We start from the raw sequence: 23,474 nt of genomic DNA, 5'->3' as shown, positions 1-23,474 counted from the left end.
CTATGAAAATAGAAGGAGATTATGCTCGATAGATAATTCTTCTATTGCACAAAATCTTCTTAAAAAGAATGACTGTAAAAATAAAGAGCTTTTTTATATAAACTTAAAATACCTCAAAAGTTGCTTTTTTAATCGCAACTTTTTCAACCATACGAATTAGGAAAAAAGCAGCAATAAAATAAATACCACCTATCAATAGCTCTTCAAGTAACAAACGAATGACTTCCGCCCCTTTTGTTACCTCAAACAATAAATTAGCTGCCTTTATACTCCTAGTTAACGGAAGACAATTGGATAAAAGGCGCGCTCCATAGGATAATTGTGATACCGGAAAATTAACACCACAAAAAATCATTAAAGCATAGGAAGAAAGATTAAGCACCAGGTGCATTTGATCTGTGATGAGGCCAAAGGTAGAAAGTAACAGCCCAAATCCAGTAGCTGAAAACATTCCTATAACTATTATTAAAAAGAATGAAAAAAGATGAATCCTACTAAAATCTACTCGAAAGATACCACTGCCAACCAAGAATCCAAGAAAAACAGTTATAATCGCAATGATACCTGAAAACAACCCTTTTTCTAACACAATCACTAACTTATTCCTCGGAGCTACGATGATTGAGCGTATTCTTCCATGATAACGTTCTCCTGTAAAAGAAGAACCAAGGGAAAAGATGCAGGTATTCGTACAAAGTAAAAAAGAATTTCCGACTACCCAGCGAGTTAAGTCCGTTGTATGAAAACTATATCCTGCTAAAACACAATAAAAAATTAAAGTTATCAGTGGATATCCAGTATCAAAGCAAAGAAACTCTGCTAAATTAAATACTGATTTTTGGCCTTTAAAATTAAGCCAAGATTGCGTAATAAAACGCTTCATGAAAACCTCCATTCTTGTAGCTTCATTCTACACACGAAAAACTTTTAAAACGCTACTACTGTTCACATAATGTCTCGTTAAATCACAATTATAATTTAAAAACACTAACTAAGCTCTAACGACGCTCGAATGCGAACCTCTCGATCAATTAGTTTATATATTAAGAGGATTCCAATCACGTATAATATGGTGATAAGACAAAGGATACCAAGTGTCTTAAAATAAATCAAAGAATCTGTAAACCCAGCAACACTTAAGCGAATTAGCTTAACCGCCCATGTTGGTGCTAATATATAACTTATTGGCTGTACCCAACTTGGAAGTATTTCAACCGGAAATAAAAAGCCGCAGATAAAGATGATTGGAACCTCAATACAATTCATATAGAGCTGTGTCTTTCTTGATAATGTCAAAAGATAAGCAATTAATATTGAAATAGTAATAAAGCAAATCATAGCTGCAAAAATCGCTAACATTAAATATCCCATCTCTTCAATATGTATCGGTGCCTGATAAAATAGTAATGCAGTTAAAAATGATATTACCAAAGATACAAAGGATAAAATTGTATTACCGATTACCTTACCAAGTAATATCACACTAAAACTTGTTGGAGTAATATAAATAAGCGACAATGTTCCACTGAACCGCTCTCTGTTGATATCACCAGCTGATGAGAAACAGATACAGCTCCAAAGCCCCATTAATCCTGCTCCAAGCATAACATAGGTTGTAAAATTATCCATGTTGGAATTTAAGAACATATGATACAGTAATATCGTGTTAACAATCGGATTTGCAATTAGACAAAACCGATACATAGGCCTTGCAAATGAATTTTTCATCTGGAGTCTAAGCGTACTATATATTACTTTTATAAAATTCATGGCTTCCTCATTTCTGCGCTGATTTTGTTAATCAAGTTTGTGGTTACAGCGCAGCCACATACTTGCATATTAAAATATTATTATCCCTCTTTCATTTTTCCTCATCATCAATCAGAATTAAATATTTCTACTTTAATGAATTGATTGTACATACTATAATTAAAAAGACTATTAAATCATTCAGACTACTCCATCACTTACTAACTTAATATAAGCATCTTCTAAACTATTAGCTCCCTCTACTAAATTCTTTAGTCCAGTTGGAGTATCTAGCGCAACTATTTTCCCCTGTTTCATAATTGCAATACGGTCACATAATTCATCTGCCTCATACATGTAATGAGTAGTTAATACAATCGTCTTACCTTCCTCTTTTAGATGACGAATGATGTCACGTAGCATTCTGGCACCAACCGGATCTAATCCAACCGTAGGCTCATCCATGAATAATATCTCCGGATTATTAATTAAACCTCTAGCAATCTGCAGTCTTTGAATCATGCCTTTTGAATAGGTTTCAACCAATTCATCTGCTTTATCCTTTAACCCTACTAGTTTTAAGATTAAATCAATATCCTGCTTGATTTTTTTCCCATCCAACTTATATAAATTAGCAAAATAAAGTAAGTTATCCCTTGCTGATAGCCTCCGATATACTCCCATCTCACCGCCAAATATAAAATTGATTCGATTACGGATATTCTTTTCCTCTCCAAAGGTGTTGTAGCCAAAAACTTTGCATTCACCGGAACTTGGTGCTAATAGAGTGATTAACATCTTAATTGTCGTAGTCTTCCCTGCACCATTTTCTCCAAGTAAACCAAAGATTTCTCCCTTTGTAACTTGAAAACTAATCCCTTGGACGGCTTTTACTTTTTTCTTTTTACGCTTTAAAAATCCATTACTCGTAACATACTCCCTATGTAGATTTTGCACTTCTATTATGCCTTTCATAATATTCCTCCCATTTGCATATTAAATTCGATATATATCTAATTCGATATATGTTGAATTCATTGTAATAATATCATAATGGTTTGTCAATTAAATTTTTTAGGACGAAGAGGAATTTCCATACAAGTACGCTTCACTAACTTTCTTGTTATAAATAAAAAATGCTCTCCCTGATGACAAACAGTTTAATATAATAAAACTGTTTGTCATCAGGGAGAGCATATCAATAAATTATGAAAGCTTATTTATATTTTATTTTAGATTAAAAGCAGTATTCCGAATTAGATTTCCCCTCCACTCTAAACCCCCTTCTTCGTTAATGTTTCTGTTAACACAGCCAATAATTCATTAACACTATTACGGCTAATCGAATAGTATTTTGAATTCTTGACTTGTTCTTCATTTAATAACCCTGCGCTCTTTAATTGTTCCATATGATGGGATACGGTAGATGGAGCCAATTTTAATTCATTCGCTATATCAAGTCCCCGCATAGGTTCCATTTTATTTAATAACGCAAATATTTTTAATCGTGTACTATCTGCAATAACTTTTAACTGCTTCAACATTATCTCATCATTTACAGGAATTTTATTTACATTGTAAAACAATATCTGGTCTTTTCCAAAAAATCTTGAGCCTCGAAACGGTAACAGGAAGCTGGGTGCAAAATAAAAAGTCTCATAAGGTCCACGATTGTAAAAAGTTTTTCCCATAATAAACTGAGAAAATTCTAATTCCTTCATCTCACTTAATCCACTTTGGCATCGAACTAGCTCGTTATTTCTTGCTTCTATTGAATCTTCCATTAAATTTGTAAATTCCTTTGTTTTAAAACTTCTTGCTAGTTCAAAAAATTCTTTGATATATCGATCTGTGTTATGAAAAAGAGAAAACATCGCAATGTAGCTTTTCATAAGATTATTATGATTATTATAGAATTTCTCGATGCATTCATCTGCTTTTGTCGCTTCTTTTAGATCTATGATATCGCTATCTTCCCTTAAGTCAAAAAAACGCATTAGAAAGTCCTCTTTGGATAATGACAGCAAATATGCCTGAAATTCATCGAGAGAAAAATCTTTTAACGGATAGTGAAGCAAATGTTCTAAAAATCCGAATTGATAAGGAGCACTTAGTGCTGAATGAATTTCACTTGCAAAATAATAGCTGCGCTTTCGCTCATTTATCAAATCCTCCGTATATAACTTTGAAAATATGTCATTTTTACTTTCCTCCATAAAAATAGACTGAGCGCAAAAAATAAGCTCAATTTCTTCACTGAAAAGAAACACACTATTTTCACTTAGCTTCTCATATATCATAGATTCCTCCAAATAGATTCCGTTTACAATTACTTTTTAAAATATATCCTAGAACGCTTAAGTCAATTCTTCTTATTCAAACGTCTAGCTAATTCGTTTCTATGTTATTAATTTACTTCATTTCATCTTTTACGTCAACCATAGCTATCACATAGATTCTAGCCATTTTTAAGCTTTTAAAATAATAAAAAGCTTAATAAACAAGTCTTTTTATGTTAAAAAAAGATTCTAACTACTTTTTACTGTACTAAGATAGTACCAAAGAAGTTAGAATCTTTTATTTAACTAAGTTAATTCTACAAATTTTTAATAAAACAACAAATAACCTACCGACCTCTCAGATCACCATTTATTTAGTTACGCAAGCGGTAAATTGAATTAAATACTAATAAATATCTTTCACAATGCCCTTTGGAAAATTCAAGATATATAGTTACTATTTACTTACAGTCAGGTCAATGGTAACTTTATTTGCTAAGCTCTTACGAATTGCTGATATAATATCACCGTGGCTATCCTTTAAGCTCATTGTAGCTCCAGAAACAACATCTGCTAACATCGCTTGTTCTTCAGTTGTTAGTGCATTGTATTTCTTAATATCCTCGTCCTTACTACTGTCCGCTTTTAATGGACGTCCATTTAAGTCAGAGCAATATTTTGCAAACCATTCTTCCACTTCCCCAATGGTCTTACCTATAAAGATGCTTTCAAATTTATCCATCTGAGATGACCAGTTCCCTGTTCCCATTACATAGCTCTCACCGCGATCACGTTTTGTCATCCAGGAAGAGATTTCGCTAGCAAATGTTTCTTCCGTAGGCACAGATACCCCATCAACAGCTCCATCATGATTAGCATCCAGATTATATCCTTCTTGACCCGGAAACCCACTAAAATGTGGCATGGACTCACCATCATAATTTGGTGTTGCTATTTCAAGTTGATCTACACGGATTGCTACAATTTTACCTTCCGCATCAAATAAGGTATTCGCATAAACTTCATTGATACTGTATACAGATACATCTTTGTCATCTTTTCCTGGTCCAATACGGCCGCTCGTATCTAAACCAAGTCCAATCGCAGCTGCCCCTTTGATATCCAATCCCTTTCGGTTATTGTAAGCAATTTCGATTGCCTCAATAATATTTCCATGACTATCATTCAAGCTCATCGTTGCTCCGGAAACAACATCTGCAAGCATAGTCTTATCTTCATCAGATAATGTACTGTATTTTGTTACATCAGCTTCATTTGAACTATCTGCCTTTAATGGTCTGCCATTTACATCAGAACAATATTTCGTATACCATTCTTTAATTTCTGCAACTGTCTTTCCTACAAACAACGATTGGAACTTATCCATCTGAGATGCCCATGTACCGGTTCCCATCTTATAATCTTCACCACGATCGCGTTTTGTAGCCCAAGAGCTAATTTCTGATAAGAAATTAGCATCGGTATCTTCCGTAACACCATCGATCACACCATCATGATTGCTATCTAAATTATAACCCTTTTGACCAGGAAAACCACTAAAGTGTGGCATAGAATCGCCATCATAGTTTGGTGTTGCGACCTCTAATTGGTCGATATACAGATCTAATATTCTACCTTCTGCGTCAAATAATACATTTGCAAATACTTGATTAATACTATAAACCTGAACATCTTTATCATCTTTTCCTGGTCCAACTCGACCTATGTTAGAAAGACCAAATCCTTGAAATACTTCCGCGGCTACAACCACTTCCGGAGTCTTTGTCACACCAGCATTTGCTTCTTCAGCTGTATACGGATATTTTTCAGGATCTAATGCATTATTCACAGCAGCAATGATTGCCTTACTAGTTACTGTCGCACCAGATACTACATCTACATCAGCTTTCCCTGCTTCAACAATTTTAGCTGGAAGTTTTTCAATTGCTATTGATCCAATTCCTTTTGTCTCTTTACTGCCGTCAATTACTACGTTATCAATCTTTCCATCTTTAAGAGTAACCGTAGCAATTACTTCTCCTCCAAACCCTTTTGCTTTTCCTGTTAACACATTGTCTGTTGATTGGTTGCCCCCAACGGTATCGCTATCGGATGCGTTCTTAGGGCTACAAGCTACCATACTGCATGCCAAAGCTAGGCAGATCGATAGTTTAACCACTTTCTTCATAAATTGTCCTCCTTCAATATGTACATTAGAAACTATGCATAATTCCTATATAATTTGTATGAATTATATATAGTATAATTTTATCTTATTGTTACTATTTTGTCAATTATTTGACAGATATTTGTAAGATTATTTCGTATATTTTTCTGTCATTTTATTATGTTTTTTTCTTTTATATACATTCTATATATGTTTCATCTATTATATACATACAAATTCTTTTTCCTTATGCTATAATAGCTTATCACTTTGTTACTATTTGAACAAATATTTTCATGAGAAATTGCTATCAATACAGAAATTATCTAAATCTTTCTTTTATAAATTTCGGTATAAGTTAGGATTCCATTTATCCTTTCAGATTTCATTATACTAATTGCATTAACCACTATTTCTTTTCCACATAATCCGTCATACCTATTAAGCTCGGTATTACTTTTCATAAGAACTTTACGCCCTAAGGTGACATGAGGAGTGAATTTCTTTTCATCGTGGGCAAATCCAGATGCCTTTAATCCTTCAGTTAATTGCTGCTGCAATACTTGCAGTTTTGTATTAGGAACTATGCCTATCCAAGGCAACAGCTCATCTCCATTATGGAATGCACTCATATTAGAAAGATTAATAGGAAATTCAGAGACCTCTAATTGATTAATTACATTTTTCAATGTTTCTAAATGCTTTTCATCAACCTCCCCTAGAAAAGCCAGAGTTAGGTGAAGATTTTCTTTGCGTGTAAAATTTCCCTTTATTGACTTCCCTTTTAAATTCAAAATTTGCTCATATAAGTTATGCTTTATCTCTTCCGTAAAATTTATTGCAATAAAAATCCTCATATCGTATTCCTTTCTTATCAGTTATTTACCAAAATACTTCTAAAAGGTCTCCACACTATGTGAAGACCTTTTTTATCTTTCATTAATGAAATATATAACAGTCCAAAATAACTAAAAAACAAACATTACTTTATTGAAACTAATGGAATGAACCAGAACATCATTTCCTTGTAATAATTCTATCTTAACCTTGAACGTCTTTTCACCTGAAATTACTAAATTAGTTGGACTTTCCACCTCAATCCGTTGCGCTTCCAATATTTTGGTTCTTAACATTTTTTCGTCTAAATGAGCTTTATCCATTTCTTTTCGTGCACTTTCAGTATAATGAAAGGTACAGTTCTTGAAGCATTCTAACTGAGCTTTTAAATCAGAGTTATTATCCATTATATCCCCTACTAATTTTTATTATTATCAAAAAAAGCTGATAGACCAATAACATAAAGTATCTTACAGTGATTAAAACGATTGCTTAACACAAAATATGCACTTTCTCTACCTATTTATGCTTTTAGAATATTTAATCTATCTACATAATCTGCAACTTATAGATTTACTTCTAACAATAAAATCGCTACTGCCACAACTGCAATCATCCCTAATAAAGGCATAATAAATTTAAGCCACTTATTATACGTTACATTTACCATCTCAAGACTTGCCAAGATAAGCCCAGTCGGTGTAATAAAAGCCATTAACCCTTGGCCAAATATATAAGCTGTAATAATCACATCCTTTGGAACACCAACAGCATCTGCAAGTGGAGCCATAATAGGAATGGCTAGTGTAGCAAGTCCAGAGGAGGAAGAAATAAAAAAGCCTAAGATTAAAAACACTACCATCATTAGAATTACGAAAATATTTGGACTCATACCAGAAACGAGATTCGATAAACTATATAAAATTGAGTCTGATACGAGACCATTTTCCAAAATAATATTAATACTTCTTGCAATACCAATAACAAGGCCAACACCAACTAGATCAGCTGCTCCACTGACAAACGTGTTGACAAAAACTTTCTCCCCAATCCCTGCAATAATTCCAATCAAAATTCCCGATACTAAAAAGAGCGCTGTCATTTCTTCAAACCACCAGCCAAGTTTAGAAACACCATAAATCATAACAACGAAGCTGAGTGCAAAAATAGATAATATCCAAACTCTTCTAGTTGTAAATTCTTCTTCCTTCTGCTTACTGAAATTTTTGTTTATATCTTCTCGCATTTCATAAACAAGAGATTTATCGGGACTCTTTTTTATTCTTGTAGCGTATCGTACAATATACCATGTCGTAACAAGGAACCCAATGATTAAGCCGATAACTCGGTAAGATATCCCTTGAGTAAAGTTGATACCTGCTGCATTGGAACCAATTACAACAGAAAACGGATTCGTAGTTGAAAACATAGAACCAATTGCGGAACCCATATAAATCGCTGCAATACAAACGATGGCATCATATCCTGCTGCTAAATATACGGGCATTAATATCGGATAAAAGGCTATTGTCTCTTCCGCCAGCCCAAACGTAGTACCTCCAAGTGTAATTAAGAATGTTACAAATACGATCAGTAGATATTCATGACCTTTCGTCACTCGTGATAGCGCAGCAATTCCTGCATTAATAGAGCCACTTTCGTTAACTACACCGATGACACCGCCTATGATTAACACGAACAAGATAATTCCTATACTGTCATATACTCCTTTAATTGGAGCTAATAATACATCCACTACTCCTTGCGGATTTGAATCTAATCTTTCATATGTCCCGGGTATTGATATCGGTTTATTAATACTTCCTTCTTTAAATTTAGCAATATCATTTACTATTCCTAACTGATTCAAAGTTTCTTGGGTTCCTTCTAAAGTCTGCTTTGTCCCATCTGGAAATGTTTCAATAAAACTATCAGTTTCTAAATCGTAAGTCAATTTTGCATAAGAACCCGCATTAACAAAATAAGTTAATGCTGCCCCCAATATCAAAACAATAAAAAGGATGGTATAAGCAGTTGGAAATGTGATTTTTTTCTTCATTGTCTTCTCTATCTCCAGTCAATCGATTATGAAAAGCTTTATAACCTAACATTTCATATCCATATTCGTTCAATATGTTACATAAATAGATTGACATTTTAAGCTGTTTTTTATCCGCTTTTCTTTATAATTTCTTGAAGATAGACAGAAGAATTATTTGTTTTTCTTATGGTGTATTTCAAAATATTGATTGATTATTTTACTAGTTATGTATTAACTTCGGCTATCATACTTTCTTAAGTTACTATACTTTCTTAAGTCTCTATACTTCCTAATTTATTTTTCTCTTATATAGCTTATCAAAGGATCGATATATTCTTTGGAAGAGATATCGTAGGAATTTCGTATTGCCTGTTCACATCCATTTTCTACACTATTTTTGCTATTTTTTTCACTTAAAAATTTTGCTAGAGCCTTCATTATAAAACAATCACCAACTCCCATCTTTTCATAACTCAAGCCTGCTTGCATATAAAAATGAGGTGTTTTTAATTGTTCTTCCGTAGGAAAAGTAGTTTTCCAGATGTTTTCTATCTCATCCTTTGCCGCCGCAGGTGTTGCTCCTGTAGCAAATACAACTAATTTTTTGTTATCGTTTTCCTCCAACTGTTTCTTAAATTTCGAAAGTCCATCAACTCTTCCTGCATGTATGCGGCTTCCAAAAATAATAATATCATACTCGGAAATATTAACTGTTTTTAAATCCTCATAGGATACAGCAGGACAATCAAGCTCGTCAGATATCCATTTCGCATACTTTTCTGTAAAGCCTGTTTTACTTTTGTATATTACAAGTAGTTTCATAGTAAACGCTCCTATTAATGGTTATTATCCAATATTGATTATTTCATATATTTATCAAAATATTCTATAAAATACCATTGGTTTTTCAACCGATTGTGTTTTACAGTTCTCTTATTAATACAGTTTTTATTGAAGCTCGTTCCAGCACTTAATACGAAGAAAAAAAATAGGAGTAGAGTTATGAAACTCTATTCCTATAAAAAAAACTAATAAATCACTAGTGGCTATAACATTATACAAAAATATATATTGATCTTATGCCTTATCATCAATTTTTGGTAAATTCCACTCAAAATAAGTTGCTAACATTCTAAGTGTAATCGTTAATAGAAGACCTAATATCATCGCAGCATTTGTTCCTATCCAGTCGCATGTATAGTAATATACTGATGCGCCAACAATTGCTGCTACTGCATATACTTGTTTATGTAAAACAACTGGTATTCTACCTGCTAAAATATCTCTAAGTATTCCACCACCAATCCCGGTTATTACTCCGACAAAGATAGATAAGAATGCCATCTCACTAAAACCATTGTTTCCAGCTGTATTCACACCGGCAACAACAAATACGCCAAGCCCTACGGAATCAAAAATATTTAAATATCGATCTACTCGCTTTGAATAACGATTTATTTTCCCCTGTAAAAAATACATTACTAAAAACACTAATAGAGTGGTTATCACCGCAACAATTACATAAACTGATTTTCGAAACATGGTAGGCGGTAAAACACCCAGTATAATATCTCGAATCATACCACCACCAACTGCTGTGGTTACACCTAAAACAAGTACACCAAAGATATCCATATTCTTCTTTATTGCAACAATTGCGCCGGAAATTGCGAACGCAATTGTACCAATAATCTCTATGATAAATACAAAATTAGACATTTTATATCCTTTTCCTCCTCTGTAATTTCAAATCCTCGTCATATTATACTAGGTCGTAATCTACGTGTAAAGAAATTCTTTTCATTGTATAACTACTCTTTTCATTGAATTAAATTAATGTAAACAATGAATAGCAAGCTTTATAGACTTTCCATAAATATAAATAATAAATAGCAAGCTTCACGAACTTTTCCTTTTATTGAATTATAGAAAAATGACACGGCATACAAAAGTATCACCGTGTCATCTTTTTAATCTCATATTATTCGTATAAAGATCCATTTTATATATAAATATTTTGTTGACTAACTTTTTTTATACCTCTATGCATCACGTTCCACAAAATGTCCTATATCCGCAAGCAGTCTTTCCAGGAGGTGTAGCATAGTAATCATTTTGATTTTTATAGTCATACGGATGTTGTAATACAGAAACCAAAGAATCCATTGCATTATAATCATGATAATTCACAGCACGTTCAAGTGCTTCTTCTACCCTATGATTACGAGGAATTACGGTTGGATTTACTGATTCCATTAATTTAATTGAATCCTCCAAGGATTCCTCTTGCTTTTTCCTTCTATCCTGCCATAAATCTAACCACTGTTGATACTCAGCTGAACCTTTCAAATTAGGTTGTGTTGTCTGATTTAACGTTAGGTCACGGAATGTATTCGTATAATCTGCCTCATACTTTACCATTAAACCAAGTAAAGCCTCAATCAGATCTTCATCCATATCATTTTCATGGAATAGTCCTAATTTTTTTCTCATGCCCTCGTACCAAAACGTAAGATACAACTTAGAAAATTGATTAATTTCTTCCTGAGCAATTTCGATTGCCTTTTCCGTATTATCGTTTAACAAAGGTACCAGCGCTTCAGCTAACCTCGCTAAATCCCAAGAAGCCATCTTCGGCTGATTTTGATAAGCGTATCTTCCCTCGGTATCAATAGAACTAAATACAGTCTCTGGATGATAAGTATCCATAAATGCACACGGTCCGTAATCAATAGTTTCACCACTAATTACCATATTGTCTGTATTCATAACCCCGTGAATAAAACCGACTAGCTGCCACTGTGCTATTAACCTAGCTTGATTTTTCACAACTTCGTGGAGGAAATGTCGATACCTATCTTCTTTTGTGAATATTTCTTTATAATGCCTCTTTATTGTATAATCTGCAAGTGCCTTAAGCTCCTTGGTGTCAAGGAACTGATTTGCGAATTGAAAGGTTCCCACACGTATATGACTTTTTGCTACTCGAACTAAAATAGCTCCGGGCAATGCCGTTTCGCGGAGTATTGTCTCCCCTGTAGTTAAAACTGCTAGACTTCTAGTGCTTGGAATTCCTAAGCCCTTCATCCCTTCACTAATGATATATTCTCGTAGCATCGGGCCAAGGGTTGCTTTCCCATCGCCTCCTCTGGAGTATGGCGTTCTACCAGAGCCCTTAAGCTGAATGTCATAACGTTCCTCATCATTTGTAACGATTTCTCCTAGAAGTACCGCGCGCCCATCTCCAAGCATAGTAAAATAACCAAACTGATGTCCTGCATATGCTTCTGCAATTGGTGTTGTATCTTCTAATATTTGATTACCAGACAGTACTAATGCACCTTCTTCGCTTTGAAAGAAATCAGAATCTAGACCGAGTTCCTTCGCGAGCGTACTGTTCCATTTTACTAACTTAGGAGAAGGTACCTTGCTAGGTAATTGTTCTGTATAAAATTCTTCTGGTAGTGTTATATACGTATTATCTAAACTTATATTAGGACTCATTTATCATCATCCCTTCCTATTTTCATGACTTAGAATTAAATAGTTTCATTGTAGTGGTAAAATATTAATAGTGTCTATAAATTGATCGTTTGTCAGCACAAAAACTCCAATACCTTTAATTAAATTTTCGAATTTTTTTGAATCTCTAGTACCATTGTAATATTCCATATCGCTAGTGTCTACATATCAATATATTATATACTTAAGTGCTAGTATTTTATAATGGCTGACAAACAGCAATCTCATTATTATCAAAATTATTATTAAAAACATATTTTCACATATTTTTAAAAATACACTTATATTAAAACACGTTAATCCAAATTTTCCATATAATACTACCAGATAATAAATTGGAGGCTCTCACAATGCGTTGTGTACCCTTAGAACAAGCCGCTGAAAAGGTTAGCGATCAAAGTTCCATACCACCACTAATTTTTCAGCTTCCTCCTGAAGAAGGGCGTCTTAAACTAGAAGAAGCTCAAAGCACTCCTGTCTGTATGTATCCGGCAACAACTGAAGGCTTTAGGGTTGATACCGGGAAATGGGGTGTTATCAAGGTATACTGTATTATACCAAAATGCCTAGTTGATACACCAAATGTTATTTTTTATATTCATGGAGCTGGCTGGGTATTTGGCAGTTTGCATACGCACAAAAAACTTGTCCATGAGCTTGCTGCTAGAACAAATTCTATCGTTGTATTTCCTGAATATTCTCGCTCACCAGAAGCAAAATATCCAACTGCAATAGAACAGTGTTATACAACCCTGTGCTGTTTACCACAAATCATATCGATGCTGTCCCTATCCTGTAAGGCTGACTTTTCTACCTTAACCGTTGCTGGAGATAGTGTTGGTGGTAACATGGCAACTGTTATGACTATTCTATCTAAATTTAGAAATGGACCTAAAATTCATAAACAGGTTCTTTTTTATCCTGTAACAAATGCCTGCTTCAATACTGATTCTTACTACGAATTTGCTGTTGACTATTATTTGTATCGAGAAGGAATGATGTGGTTTTGGGATCAATATACGACAAGTGAGGAAGATCGGAATGAGATTACAGCATCTCCTTTACGAGCAACAACTGAGCAATTAGCAGGCCTGCCTCCAGCAATTATTTTAAATGGGGAAGCTGATGTATTAAGATCCGAAGGTGAAGCTTATGCAAGAAAATTACGATGCGCTGGTGTTGAAGTTACCGCTGTTCGTTTTCAAGCAATCATTCACGATTTTGTAATGCTAAATGCACTGGACGAAACCAATGCTACTCGTGCCGCAATGGACTCTTCTACGGAATGGATTAATCGTAAAAATCAAGGGGAATAAACAACTTTCGCTTCCAAATTAATATACTAACACCGTAAGTTTACAACGAGATTACATCTATATTATACTAACAACAAACATTATATAAACTTATATGTTAAACTTATATATTAAACTTATATATTAAACTTATACACTACCCTTTATATAAAAGTATATATTAAACTTAAATTAAAAGCTCCTATAAGTAGTTGATTTAAACAATCCACTATTATAGGAGCTATATTTAAATTCTATACGTCCTTTGTAGCCCTAAATCCTTAGCTTTAATTCCATTCCCTTTCGCAGCATGCCTCCAACCTCGATGTGCCACAAATTTGTAAATAAGGTAGGGGATCATCGGAAGAACATATTTAGTTTCTGCACTCTTTTTATCCTTAATATTGTTAGCTAACTCTTTGATAGCTTCTCCTATGTGCTTTTTCGGTCCTTTCTCATTTGGAGCATTGGAAAGTCCAAGCAACATGCCACCTCCACCTACACATATCCCCTGTCCAAAAGATAATCCCATATGCCGGCACCAGTGCTGCATCACTCCCATAGCATGAGAGTTCTGTTTTGCATCAAAGAATCCATTGTTAATCAACACATAAACCATTGCATTCGATTTTAAAATCGTAACTTGTGATGAATCTCACCTTCTCGTTTCGTAAAATCAGGGTGAATGTAAGGAAGTGACCGGTCCAGTACATTTCGAATAAATGGACTATAAGTACCGTAAGTACATTTACTAATGATTAGCAAGGAACTGGTTGCACCTAATAAAGCCCCCATCGTCTGATAATTATCTTTAAGTACACATAGTCCGGGGGGTTTTAACCAGCATCCAAAACAACCAATACAATCTTTTATCGTCCCATCATCCGAAATTACCACAACTTCTTCGTTCTTCAACCTGCATTGAAAGTGCAGATATTTGTGTCGGCTATTTTATATATATGCTTAAAAGAACGAGAAGCCCCTACAACTAATAGTTAGAGCTTCCCGAGATGATTATCATAATTCTTTTTTATCATGCAGATTAGCCATAGATAAATTTCCGTATCTTCTTTTCCTCTGCGTTCGGATTTAGGATAAGAATATGTTCCCGAATCTTTTCTTCCGCTTCAGACACCTTAATCTGATCCGCTAGATGACAAAGTTCCTCTCCCCAAAATTCTTCCGTCGTGCAAAAAACAGTTGAATTCCAACCATAGCCTTCACCGTAACGGTTTGTCTTTTGCTTTCTTCCGCACATTGTAATATACATCTTCATTTGTAATTCGATCAGGGCTTTTTCAAATCTATAATTATCCTCTTTACTAAAGTTTCCTAGCTTTTTGATATCGTGAAATGCCAAGCACTTATGTCCTTCAATTAATTCATAAATTTTCTTAGCCATGTTAGAAATAGTACCTGCTAGATAAGCTTCCTCTAAACTTTCTCCATTTCTTCTTACCGATAGAAAATATGGAATCCATTCTTTGGTGATATAGCCGCTTTTCTTAAAAAAGACCTTCGCATAAGCTATATCTACTTGTTCATCAAGCACCCTCATACGCCATTCCCAAGGATCAGTTTCATGATTTTCTGTATGCCAGCAGATTAAATCAGTAAATTTACTACATAAAGAGAATATCCCTTCAGGGTTCGATCCTCCAACTGTAAATCCACATATCATTAATGCCTGATAAAAATCTTGATAATCGTTTATCCTGAGCTCAGATATGGACTTATTTTTATCATTATTTGTTCTACTATTCATTTTCTATTAACCACTTTATTTCCTTTCACTTCTTCTATTTTTATTCAGAAATGCCCCACTGCTTGCATTGCTCAATTCTTGCTCCTTTTGGATTATCACCATGTACCGGATCATTTGAATATTCTATAAGAAGATTACATGGAAATCCTTTGCACTCACCACAATGTACTTGTTCCTTTTCTTGACAACATTTAGCAACGGAACATTCTCCATGAAATGGATTTCCATTGCTAGCAATGCACCCTTTACAATCATTACTTTCTTTAAATGAGCATCCTTCGCAGCGTAAACCACATCGTGTATCAATCATTACTATACCCTCCAAGCTTTTTCTATAGTTTATCATAGCAAACACGACATCAGTATGTCGTGTTTAAAATTGATACCGCTCCGACATTTTTTGAATTTTTTCTTTGATTAATGTTCTCATTTCGATTGGCTCCAATATTTCGGCACGGTCTCCGAAGCCTAAAAACCAATCTATTGCTACATCTATATTTGTAAACCCTCGCTTAAACAATAATTTCCCATCTTCCATTTCTCTAAAGCAACCAAAACAATATTCTTCAATTAAGCGATATTTTTCACTCGAATCAAATACTACAGTAATTTCATAATTATCCGGAATGTGTCGATTGAAATCCAAAAACTCTTCCGGTACTTCTCTTTGGATAAATTCTTCCTCAGTCGTCTGTAAATCCCATAAGCGATTTAATTTATATAACCGAAATTCTCGCTTCTTTAAGCAAAATCCAAATACATACCATGAAGACCATTGAAAAACGATTTGATAAGGTTCAATCTTCTTATCATCCTCTCCTTTCTTGTAATAATAGTGAAACATAACAACTCTTTTTTGCTGTATTGCTTCCCTTAATTGTGCAATCTTAGGAGCTAAACTATCTTTATAATGAGAAGATAAATCAATGGATATACTGTCCGCAAGAGACATTAAAGTAGGTCTATTTGGTGAAATTTTATGTATTAGCTTATGTGATGCAGAGTGAGCGGAGACACTATCAAATGATTTTAATCCAACTAGAATAGCTTCTAGTTCCTCCGTAGTAAAAATCGTAGTATCCAACTTAAATCCTTCCATAATAGAGATACCACCATCATTACCCTGTGTTGTAACGATTGGTATACCTGCCTTACAGATATCTTCTATATCTCGATTAATGGTACGCCTTGATACTTCGAACTTTTTGGCAAGATAAGGTGCAGTTACTTTTTTATTATTTTGTAGGACAGTAATGATACCAATTAATCGATCTATCTTCATCTCTTATTCACTCCAATCCATTTGACAGTTTTAATACTTACTTTTTTAGGTATTATCTCATATTACAAAGCTTTCGTCCATGCTGTTTATTTGCTGTTCCCCATGCTAGGCACACCTGCAAAAAAAAGGACGAAAGCAGTCGCTTTCGTCCTTCTAATAATTCTTATTTAAGGGATACATTAAAGCCGTTAGTCAGCTTTTTCCCTAGATGCAGAATGTCTCACCGCACCAACATATTCATTCAGCTGAAAACCATCTTGAATCGCGGCTGTAATAAACTCTTTGGCATTCAAAACCGCATCTTTGGGGCTAAGTCCCTTTGCAAGGTTTGCGGTAATTGCAGCCGCCGTTGTGCACCCAGCACCATGAGTATAAGTGGTCTTAATAACTGGTGTTTCAAGTAGCAAAAATTCACTACCGTCATAAAACACGTCAACTGCATTTTCGGTACCTAGCTTTGTACCGCCCTTAATCAGTACATTTTTAGCGCCCAATGCATGAATAATCTTTGCAGCCTCTTTGACCTTTTCAATACTGTCAATAGGTTTGATTCCGCTTAGCTGTGCCGCTTCATAAATATTTGGGGTTGTTACTGTGGCAAGAGGCAAAAGCTCTGACTTAATCGCATCAGCGGCCACAGGGTTCACCACCTCATCGGTTCCCTTGCAGACCATTACCGGGTCGATTACAATATTGCTGCAGCCGTATTCCCTTAGCTTTCTGGCTACCAGACGGATAACCTGTTCACTTGGGAGCATGCCGGTTTTCATGGCATTTACGCCTATACCGCCCAACACAGTATCAATCTGTGCTTCAATGGCATCCAACCCAATAGGATAGATATCGTGTGACCAGTTATTTTTTGGATTTTGGGCAACCATAACTGTAACTGCCGTCATCCCGTATACCGAATATTCCTGAAAAGTTTTTAGGTCAGCCTGAAGCCCTGCGCCGCCACTAGTGTCTGACCCTGCTATTGTAAGTGCCTTAAACATGGTAATACCTCCATAAAATAAAACTTAACATTACGTTTTCCTTATTGTATACTGATTGTGTCACGATTAAAATATACAAATTCTAATTTTTAGATAGGGACAGATTATGGATACGATGATGATTCAGCTAAATAAAGACAGACCCTTATACCTGCAAATATACGAACATATTAAAAACGGCATTATTTCGGGTGTGTTTCAAGAGCGGGAAGCTTTGCCGTCTATCAGAAAGTTGGCGGCGACATTATCCGTCAGTAAAATAACAGTAGAAAAGGCTTATGACCAACTTTTCAGCGAGGGATATATTGAGGGCGCTGAACGCAGCAGATTTGCCGTTGCTGCTCTTTCAGAGCCTTTTGACCTTTACGACGAAAAAAAACAAAAAAAGATGCCCTATTATACTCCCCCAAAAAAAGAGGAAATAACCTATGATTTTTCATCCGGAGAAATGGATTCCGAGGGCTTCGACTTTTTTCTTTGGCGTAAATATATGAGTAGGGCGCTACTTGATAGCGCACGCCTGATGAAATATGGAGAAATCCCCGGTGAGGTAGAGCTAAGGCAGCAAATCGCCAAATATTTAATGGAATCAAGGGGGGTAGTCGCCTCTGCAGAGCAGATTATCATCGGGTCTAACACACAGGTGCTGATTGGCCAGCTTTGCACTCTTTTTGACCCGAATCATGATAAAATCGCTTTTGAAAACCCCGGATTTAAAAATGGAAGAAGAGTCTTTTTCGACTATGGATTTGAAATTGTTCCCATTGAGATGACCCCGCAGGGGCTAGACGAAGCATCCCTTAGGAAAAGCACTGCAAAAGCAGTTTTTGTCAGCCCGTCACACCAGTTCCCCACAGGACTGATTATGCCAGCACCCAGAAGAATCTCTTTGCTGAACTGGGCATACGAAAACAACTCTTATATTATTGAAGATGACTACGACAGTGAATACAGATATTACGGTAATCCTATCCCCGCTATGAAGGGGATGGATCAATCTGATCGGGTTATTTACATTGGCTCTTTTTCAAAAATCATCCCGCCATCTATTAGAATCAGCTATATGATTCTGCCTGAGATCCTAATGAAAAAATACCGGGGCAGAGAATCTCATTACAGCCAAACAGCATCTGCAATTGAGCAAATGACACTGTCGCTTTATATGGAGGACGGCCAGCTGGAACGACAAATCAGACGCCTAAAAAAAATCTACAACGAAAAAAGACGCCTGTTTATCAGTGAACTGAAGGGCGCCTTTGGCGAAAACGGTAAAATATATGATAACGGCTCTGGTCTGTTTGTAATATTAGAGCCTAAGTTTAATATTGACAGGGTAGCCCTAAAAGAAGCAAGCAAAAAGAACGGCTGTCGTATTAGCTGTGTAGAGGATTTTTTAATGGAGAAACCGAAGAACCACAGTTCAAAAATTAAACTGATTTTATATTTTTCCAGCATAAAATCAGCTGATATCCCAGATGCGGTACAGGCTTTAAAAAGCTGCTTGACATCTGTCAATATGCTAGAATAAACAGGAATATGCATGCCTTGGCAAATGACACGCTTGTTCTCTTTTTGACATAGTCCTCGTCCATTTCTTAATTGAATTAAGAAATAGAAACGCTGCCACATCTCCGTGGCAGCGTAAGTGTTTTGTAATATGATATTGGTAAGCAGAAATTCAAAATTTCATTAAAATTCTTTTGCTACTAAACCAGCTTTTTCTTTTCCTTCTTTAACCTTAGCTTCAACATCAGCTCCAATAATATCCAAGTTCTCAATTGCTATCGTTTGAATATCACTAACACCAAGGAAACCTAAGATAGTTTTTACATAACGATCACCCATTTCATAAGGAGCGTTACCATACTCGCCACCTCTGGCTACAATGTGTACCGCCTTCTTATTTTGTAAAAGTCCTTTTGGGCCTTCTGCTGTATAATGGAATGTAATACCTGTTATGGTAATGTAATCGAAATAAGCTTTCAATATTGCAGGGGATCCCAAGTTCCACATAGGTGCTGCAATTACATATTTATCTGCCTCTGCAAACTGAAAAGCATACTTAAGGAATGTTGTATTTTTCTTAGTTTCATCATTTATATCAGCCATTGCCTCTAAATCTTCAGGGCGTAAAAAATCAATATTTTCTTTATATAAATCTAATACAACTACCTCATCCTCAGGATGTTGCTTTTTATATTCCTCTATGAAATGATCAGATACCTGAAATGTTCTTGAAACGCCTTCTAACTTTATGTTAGCTTTGATATATAATACTTTACTCATAATTTTCCTCCTAATAATTCATGTAATTTATTATTAATAAAAAGTTTCATAAACTCGTATACTCTAAAAATAGTAGATTTTATTCAAATATTGATAGTTTCTCCACTAAGTATCATTTACTTTCTTCATTATTAATCGATTTAATTATTGAGACCTAATGTATTCTTTAACGATTTTTATCATCTGCTATCTTTAGGTGATTGTATTTCTTTTATTTCTAGATGTCAACACTTGGGCAAAAATTTAACAAAAGATTTTTAGATAGCTGATAAATTAATGCTAATTCTGAACTGCCTAGTAAAGCTATTTTAGGTTTAACATTTGGCCGGGGTATAAAAAACTCCTTACCCATAACACATTTTAGAGAGCAAGGGTAAGGAGCTTTTGGTTAATCAATATCTGCTTTCCATAGACCATGCAAATTGCAGTAAGCATAAGCAGCCATTGCCTTATCACCAGAGGATACATCAAAATGAACGATTGGTTCATCTCCATGGTGTAAGAATTTATACTGTCCACCACTCCGAGTTTCTAAAATGACGGTCGTGATAGAATGTTCTTCTGTCATTGGATGAGCAACACTACCAACGTTTACTTTTACGGTATTACCGCTACAGGTGACAATAGGGATGTGTTTCTCCGTACTTGCCTCCATAGTATTAGGGCTTATTTCTTCCGCGTTCTTAAGGTATTCAACAGAAGCATAAGTATTCGTAACTGGAATAATTAGACTGTCGTCATCGCATTTATAAAATTTCATCATAACTTTATACTTCCTCTCTAAACTCCTTATTCTCCTCCAGGTCCATCTCTTCTTGGTACTTCATCTGGTATTACATCTTTGTAGTTATTGGAACAATTTTTTGAGCTATTTCTTGAACTATTTCTTGAGTTCTCTGTTGAATTTTTTGTACTGTTTTTATCTGGATTTGGAATATCTCCATCACCATACTCTGTATTGTAATCGTAGTCAAAATTAATTCCATCTTTTGTTCCGCAATCCTTTGAAGAAGTTGTTTTCTTAATTTCCATAGGAACCTCTTTTCTGGCATGATATGCCTAAAATAATAATGGATTATAGTAATTAAGCATTTTGATAACTATAAGACGATACCTAACTAATTAGCTAGTTCTAATTTAAAATTTATAAAAAAATCCAAATTACTACAAAGTAATACTAGGATTTCCGAGAATGAGATTATAAAATTTAAACGTCATTATTGGGAATTGACTTTCTTTTAGCATTAGGATTTTGATTTTGATTTTCTGCTGTAATTGGTGTCTGACCGTTAGCTTTTTCTTTTCTTGCTTCTTTATTATCCGGTTGACTATCCTTTGGCATAGAAATCCTCCTTTCTTTTCATTCATGCTATGATTTTTCTAATATAAAATTAATTTATTTCGTTACTAGTATTGGCAATCTGAATTATTCTATGTATGCTAAAAATTCACTTTATAAGCAGAATTTAATTTAAAAAAGCCGAAATCATTAATTGATTTAGGCCTTTTTTGAATGCTTATGAGTTACTAATATCTTCTTTTAACATTAATAAATACAAAATCGTTAAATATTGTATAATCAACATTATCAAAAGTAACTGCATGATAACTTGTAAAGATAAGATTATCACCATCTTTATTTTTTTCTGTATAGATCTTTTTAATTTTATGGGAAGAGATATCACCAGGTATCTTACTATATCTTGAATTATCAAATGTGTAGGAAATGGTATTTCCATCGAATTTTAAGATACTTGTAGTAGGTGGACCATCTAATCCGAAGGTGGTGATAAATACACAGTCTGATATCTTATTGTTTACGTTCTCTATAAAAAGATTAAGCCTACCAGTGTTAATAGACTTTGCATCCGGAGTATTTAAAATATCATTATTTTGGTATGCCATCTCAATTGTATAGTCAAAAGACACAGACAATAATAGTTTCACAGGATTACTGCAATCCATTTAATTGCCTCGTTTTACTTTTATTATATTCTTTATCTTTTCATAGGTTATTCTTATTTGATGTATATTATTATATATCATCTAATTTTGTACTAAAAAACATATTTAGTATATTAAACCTCATTCAATAATATTGCTCTAAAAACATTTTTAGTGTAATATTAAACCTCATTCAAAAACCGTTATTAATCCAGTTTTTACAAGGGATTGGTGTATTTTTGAAAATTTATAATTAAAAGTCTTAATCTTTAGACCGATAACATCTCTCTTTAACTCCAAACTCTTTTTTGAAGATAATCCATCATCTTAAGTTTATTATCCTGAAATTGCGTAATTCGGTTAACATTGGCACCAGAAGGATGAGGAAAACCTAATAATATTTGATTTTTTGAAATAAGTCCTTCCCCTTCTAATTGAATAAGAACTTCCTCCACTGCTCGTCCAAGTGGTATCAGTAATACTTTTTCTTTCTCTTTTAGAGTATTATACTCCTCTAGGAAGTTTTCATAGATATACTTTGTAAGCAAATTGCTTTTAAGTAACTTTGGAGTATGTCCAGAATAATTTTGCTTCTTTAAAAAAACAGAATAAGGTATTAAGGAAACTGTGTGTAATAATTCATCCTTACTTGAAAAAAGGTCACTTGTACTATTTATACCTAAAAGGCTAGGTAACTCCAATTCATCCAACATCTGAATTATATTCTTTCTAATAACTCCACTAAAACGACCTGCTACCTTGCATTCATACTGAATTTGCTCTATTGGAAACTTCAAATTAAGCCCTTTCTTAGCAGTTGCTATCGCAGTGCTCATCTGTTGAAACCCCGGTGTTATACCAATGATAAAAATCCTTGCTCTTATATTTCTATACTCATTATGAGGAGCGTAATATATTTCGATATCTCCATCTTTTTCGATGAGAAATTCCTTAGTTAAGATTTCTTGCTTCTCGTATTTTTCTTTTAAGGTTAATTTGTCAATTGCATCCTTATAATCTATTAGTGTTTTCTTCATAATCCTACCTCTACATAAGGAATTGAATAGTTTATAGAAATAACTTTCCTAATTCCTATCAACATATAACTAATCATAATACATTTAACCCATATCTATTGTTTAATGCTTAAATATAAATTCTGATATTTCTTCTGGTGATTCTACCATCCCCATTTCCAACTATTTTATGTAGTAACATAATGCCCCGCATATTAAAAGGTCAAACCTTTGACGAGGATGCTAGAAAAACATATGTATATTTTCTCTTTATTTTTAAAAAGGATTACAACGAT

25 protein-coding genes are annotated in these 23,474 nt (G+C 34.3%); 2 read left to right on the top strand and 23 right to left on the bottom strand.

Going from position 1 to position 23,474, the window contains the following annotated elements; all coding sequences use genetic code 11:
- Window positions 1-103: 103 nt before the first annotated feature.
- The 11 genes from CPHY_RS05330 to CPHY_RS05275 all read right to left on the bottom strand — a co-directional run bounded on the left by CPHY_RS05330 (window position 104) and on the right by CPHY_RS05275 (window position 12,577).
- A complete protein-coding gene (locus CPHY_RS05330; protein WP_012199033.1) occupies window positions 104-883 on the bottom strand; it encodes an ABC transporter permease in 780 nt (259 codons plus the stop codon).
- A gap of 104 nt (window positions 884-987) precedes the next feature.
- Window positions 988-1,770, bottom strand: coding sequence for an ABC transporter permease (locus CPHY_RS05325; protein ID WP_012199032.1), 783 nt, complete (start codon window positions 1,768-1,770; stop codon window positions 988-990).
- Between the two features lie 180 nt (window positions 1,771-1,950).
- On the bottom strand, window positions 1,951-2,724 hold the full coding sequence (locus CPHY_RS05320; RefSeq protein ID WP_012199031.1) for an ABC transporter ATP-binding protein: 774 nt from the start codon (window positions 2,722-2,724) through the stop codon (window positions 1,951-1,953).
- 299 nt (window positions 2,725-3,023) lie between these two features.
- Window positions 3,024-4,049: an ArsR/SmtB family transcription factor gene (locus tag CPHY_RS20625; protein WP_012199030.1), complete on the bottom strand. Its 1,026-nt coding sequence runs from the start codon at window positions 4,047-4,049 to the stop codon at window positions 3,024-3,026.
- Window positions 4,050-4,485: 436 nt separating this feature from the next.
- The gene (locus CPHY_RS20620; RefSeq protein ID WP_012199029.1) at window positions 4,486-6,216 is read right to left on the bottom strand and encodes an FMN-binding protein; all 1,731 of its coding nucleotides are present in this window, start codon (window positions 6,214-6,216) and stop codon (window positions 4,486-4,488) included.
- Between the two features lie 305 nt (window positions 6,217-6,521).
- Window positions 6,522-7,052, bottom strand: coding sequence for an RNA 2',3'-cyclic phosphodiesterase (thpR, locus tag CPHY_RS05300; RefSeq protein WP_012199028.1), 531 nt, complete (start codon window positions 7,050-7,052; stop codon window positions 6,522-6,524).
- 111 nt (window positions 7,053-7,163) lie between these two features.
- Entirely contained in the window at window positions 7,164-7,439 is a 276-nt protein-coding gene (locus tag CPHY_RS05295) for a hypothetical protein (RefSeq protein ID WP_012199027.1), read from the bottom strand.
- A 158-nt stretch (window positions 7,440-7,597) separates the two neighbouring features.
- The gene (locus tag CPHY_RS05290) at window positions 7,598-9,091 is read right to left on the bottom strand and encodes a YfcC family protein (RefSeq protein WP_012199026.1); all 1,494 of its coding nucleotides are present in this window, start codon (window positions 9,089-9,091) and stop codon (window positions 7,598-7,600) included.
- Between the two features lie 276 nt (window positions 9,092-9,367).
- Window positions 9,368-9,895, bottom strand: a complete 528-nt coding sequence (locus CPHY_RS05285; RefSeq protein ID WP_012199025.1) for a flavodoxin domain-containing protein — start codon at window positions 9,893-9,895, stop codon at window positions 9,368-9,370.
- A 255-nt stretch (window positions 9,896-10,150) separates the two neighbouring features.
- Complete coding sequence (locus CPHY_RS05280; RefSeq protein ID WP_012199024.1) at window positions 10,151-10,792, bottom strand: trimeric intracellular cation channel family protein; 642 nt, start codon at window positions 10,790-10,792, stop codon at window positions 10,151-10,153.
- Between the two features lie 330 nt (window positions 10,793-11,122).
- Complete coding sequence (locus CPHY_RS05275; protein ID WP_012199023.1) at window positions 11,123-12,577, bottom strand: protein adenylyltransferase SelO; 1,455 nt, start codon at window positions 12,575-12,577, stop codon at window positions 11,123-11,125.
- A 368-nt stretch (window positions 12,578-12,945) separates the two neighbouring features.
- Here CPHY_RS05275 and CPHY_RS05270 point away from each other — a divergent pair, with 368 nt between their 5' ends.
- Window positions 12,946-13,911 carry an alpha/beta hydrolase gene (locus CPHY_RS05270; protein WP_012199022.1) on the top strand — a complete coding sequence of 322 codons (966 nt, stop codon included), beginning with the start codon at window positions 12,946-12,948 and terminating at the stop codon, window positions 13,909-13,911.
- A gap of 226 nt (window positions 13,912-14,137) precedes the next feature.
- Here the strand turns inward: CPHY_RS05270 and CPHY_RS05265 are convergent, their stop codons facing one another.
- The 6 genes from CPHY_RS05265 to thiD form a co-directional block, all read right to left on the bottom strand.
- A complete protein-coding gene (locus CPHY_RS05265) occupies window positions 14,138-14,422 on the bottom strand; it encodes a hypothetical protein (RefSeq protein ID WP_012199021.1) in 285 nt (94 codons plus the stop codon).
- A gap of 98 nt (window positions 14,423-14,520) precedes the next feature.
- Complete coding sequence (locus CPHY_RS21625; RefSeq protein ID WP_012199020.1) at window positions 14,521-14,805, bottom strand: hypothetical protein; 285 nt, start codon at window positions 14,803-14,805, stop codon at window positions 14,521-14,523.
- 127 nt (window positions 14,806-14,932) lie between these two features.
- The gene (locus tag CPHY_RS05260) at window positions 14,933-15,655 is read right to left on the bottom strand and encodes an AlkZ-related protein (protein WP_012199019.1); all 723 of its coding nucleotides are present in this window, start codon (window positions 15,653-15,655) and stop codon (window positions 14,933-14,935) included.
- A 40-nt stretch (window positions 15,656-15,695) separates the two neighbouring features.
- Window positions 15,696-15,965: a DUF3795 domain-containing protein gene (locus tag CPHY_RS05255; RefSeq protein ID WP_041703242.1), complete on the bottom strand. Its 270-nt coding sequence runs from the start codon at window positions 15,963-15,965 to the stop codon at window positions 15,696-15,698.
- Between the two features lie 63 nt (window positions 15,966-16,028).
- Entirely contained in the window at window positions 16,029-16,937 is a 909-nt protein-coding gene (locus tag CPHY_RS05250) for a helix-turn-helix transcriptional regulator (protein WP_012199017.1), read from the bottom strand.
- Between the two features lie 188 nt (window positions 16,938-17,125).
- A complete protein-coding gene (thiD, locus tag CPHY_RS05245; protein ID WP_012199016.1) occupies window positions 17,126-17,932 on the bottom strand; it encodes a bifunctional hydroxymethylpyrimidine kinase/phosphomethylpyrimidine kinase in 807 nt (268 codons plus the stop codon).
- 106 nt (window positions 17,933-18,038) lie between these two features.
- On the opposite strand from thiD, the gene pdxR reads away from it, so the two are divergent.
- The gene (pdxR, locus tag CPHY_RS05240) at window positions 18,039-19,460 is read left to right on the top strand and encodes a MocR-like pyridoxine biosynthesis transcription factor PdxR (protein WP_012199015.1); all 1,422 of its coding nucleotides are present in this window, start codon (window positions 18,039-18,041) and stop codon (window positions 19,458-19,460) included.
- 161 nt (window positions 19,461-19,621) lie between these two features.
- On the opposite strand, the gene CPHY_RS05235 is transcribed toward pdxR, so the two are convergent.
- The 6 genes from CPHY_RS05235 to CPHY_RS05215 all read right to left on the bottom strand — a co-directional run bounded on the left by CPHY_RS05235 (window position 19,622) and on the right by CPHY_RS05215 (window position 23,199).
- Complete coding sequence (locus CPHY_RS05235; RefSeq protein ID WP_012199014.1) at window positions 19,622-20,218, bottom strand: FMN-dependent NADH-azoreductase; 597 nt, start codon at window positions 20,216-20,218, stop codon at window positions 19,622-19,624.
- A 388-nt stretch (window positions 20,219-20,606) separates the two neighbouring features.
- Complete coding sequence (locus CPHY_RS05230; protein WP_012199013.1) at window positions 20,607-20,981, bottom strand: desulfoferrodoxin family protein; 375 nt, start codon at window positions 20,979-20,981, stop codon at window positions 20,607-20,609.
- A 26-nt stretch (window positions 20,982-21,007) separates the two neighbouring features.
- Window positions 21,008-21,250, bottom strand: a complete 243-nt coding sequence (locus tag CPHY_RS05225) for a hypothetical protein (RefSeq protein ID WP_012199012.1) — start codon at window positions 21,248-21,250, stop codon at window positions 21,008-21,010.
- A gap of 175 nt (window positions 21,251-21,425) precedes the next feature.
- Window positions 21,426-21,560, bottom strand: a complete 135-nt coding sequence (locus CPHY_RS22290; protein ID WP_012199011.1) for a hypothetical protein — start codon at window positions 21,558-21,560, stop codon at window positions 21,426-21,428.
- A 185-nt stretch (window positions 21,561-21,745) separates the two neighbouring features.
- The gene (locus CPHY_RS05220) at window positions 21,746-22,183 is read right to left on the bottom strand and encodes a DUF4362 domain-containing protein (protein ID WP_012199010.1); all 438 of its coding nucleotides are present in this window, start codon (window positions 22,181-22,183) and stop codon (window positions 21,746-21,748) included.
- A gap of 269 nt (window positions 22,184-22,452) precedes the next feature.
- Entirely contained in the window at window positions 22,453-23,199 is a 747-nt protein-coding gene (locus CPHY_RS05215; RefSeq protein ID WP_012199009.1) for a hypothetical protein, read from the bottom strand.
- Between the last annotated feature and the right edge of the window lie 275 nt (window positions 23,200-23,474).

Source organism: Lachnoclostridium phytofermentans ISDg (assembly GCF_000018685.1).
Lineage (GTDB): Bacteria > Bacillota > Clostridia > Lachnospirales > Lachnospiraceae > Lachnoclostridium > Lachnoclostridium phytofermentans.
The sequence above is the reverse complement of the archived record's forward strand: the minus strand, read 5'-3'. Positions and strand labels throughout refer to the sequence as shown.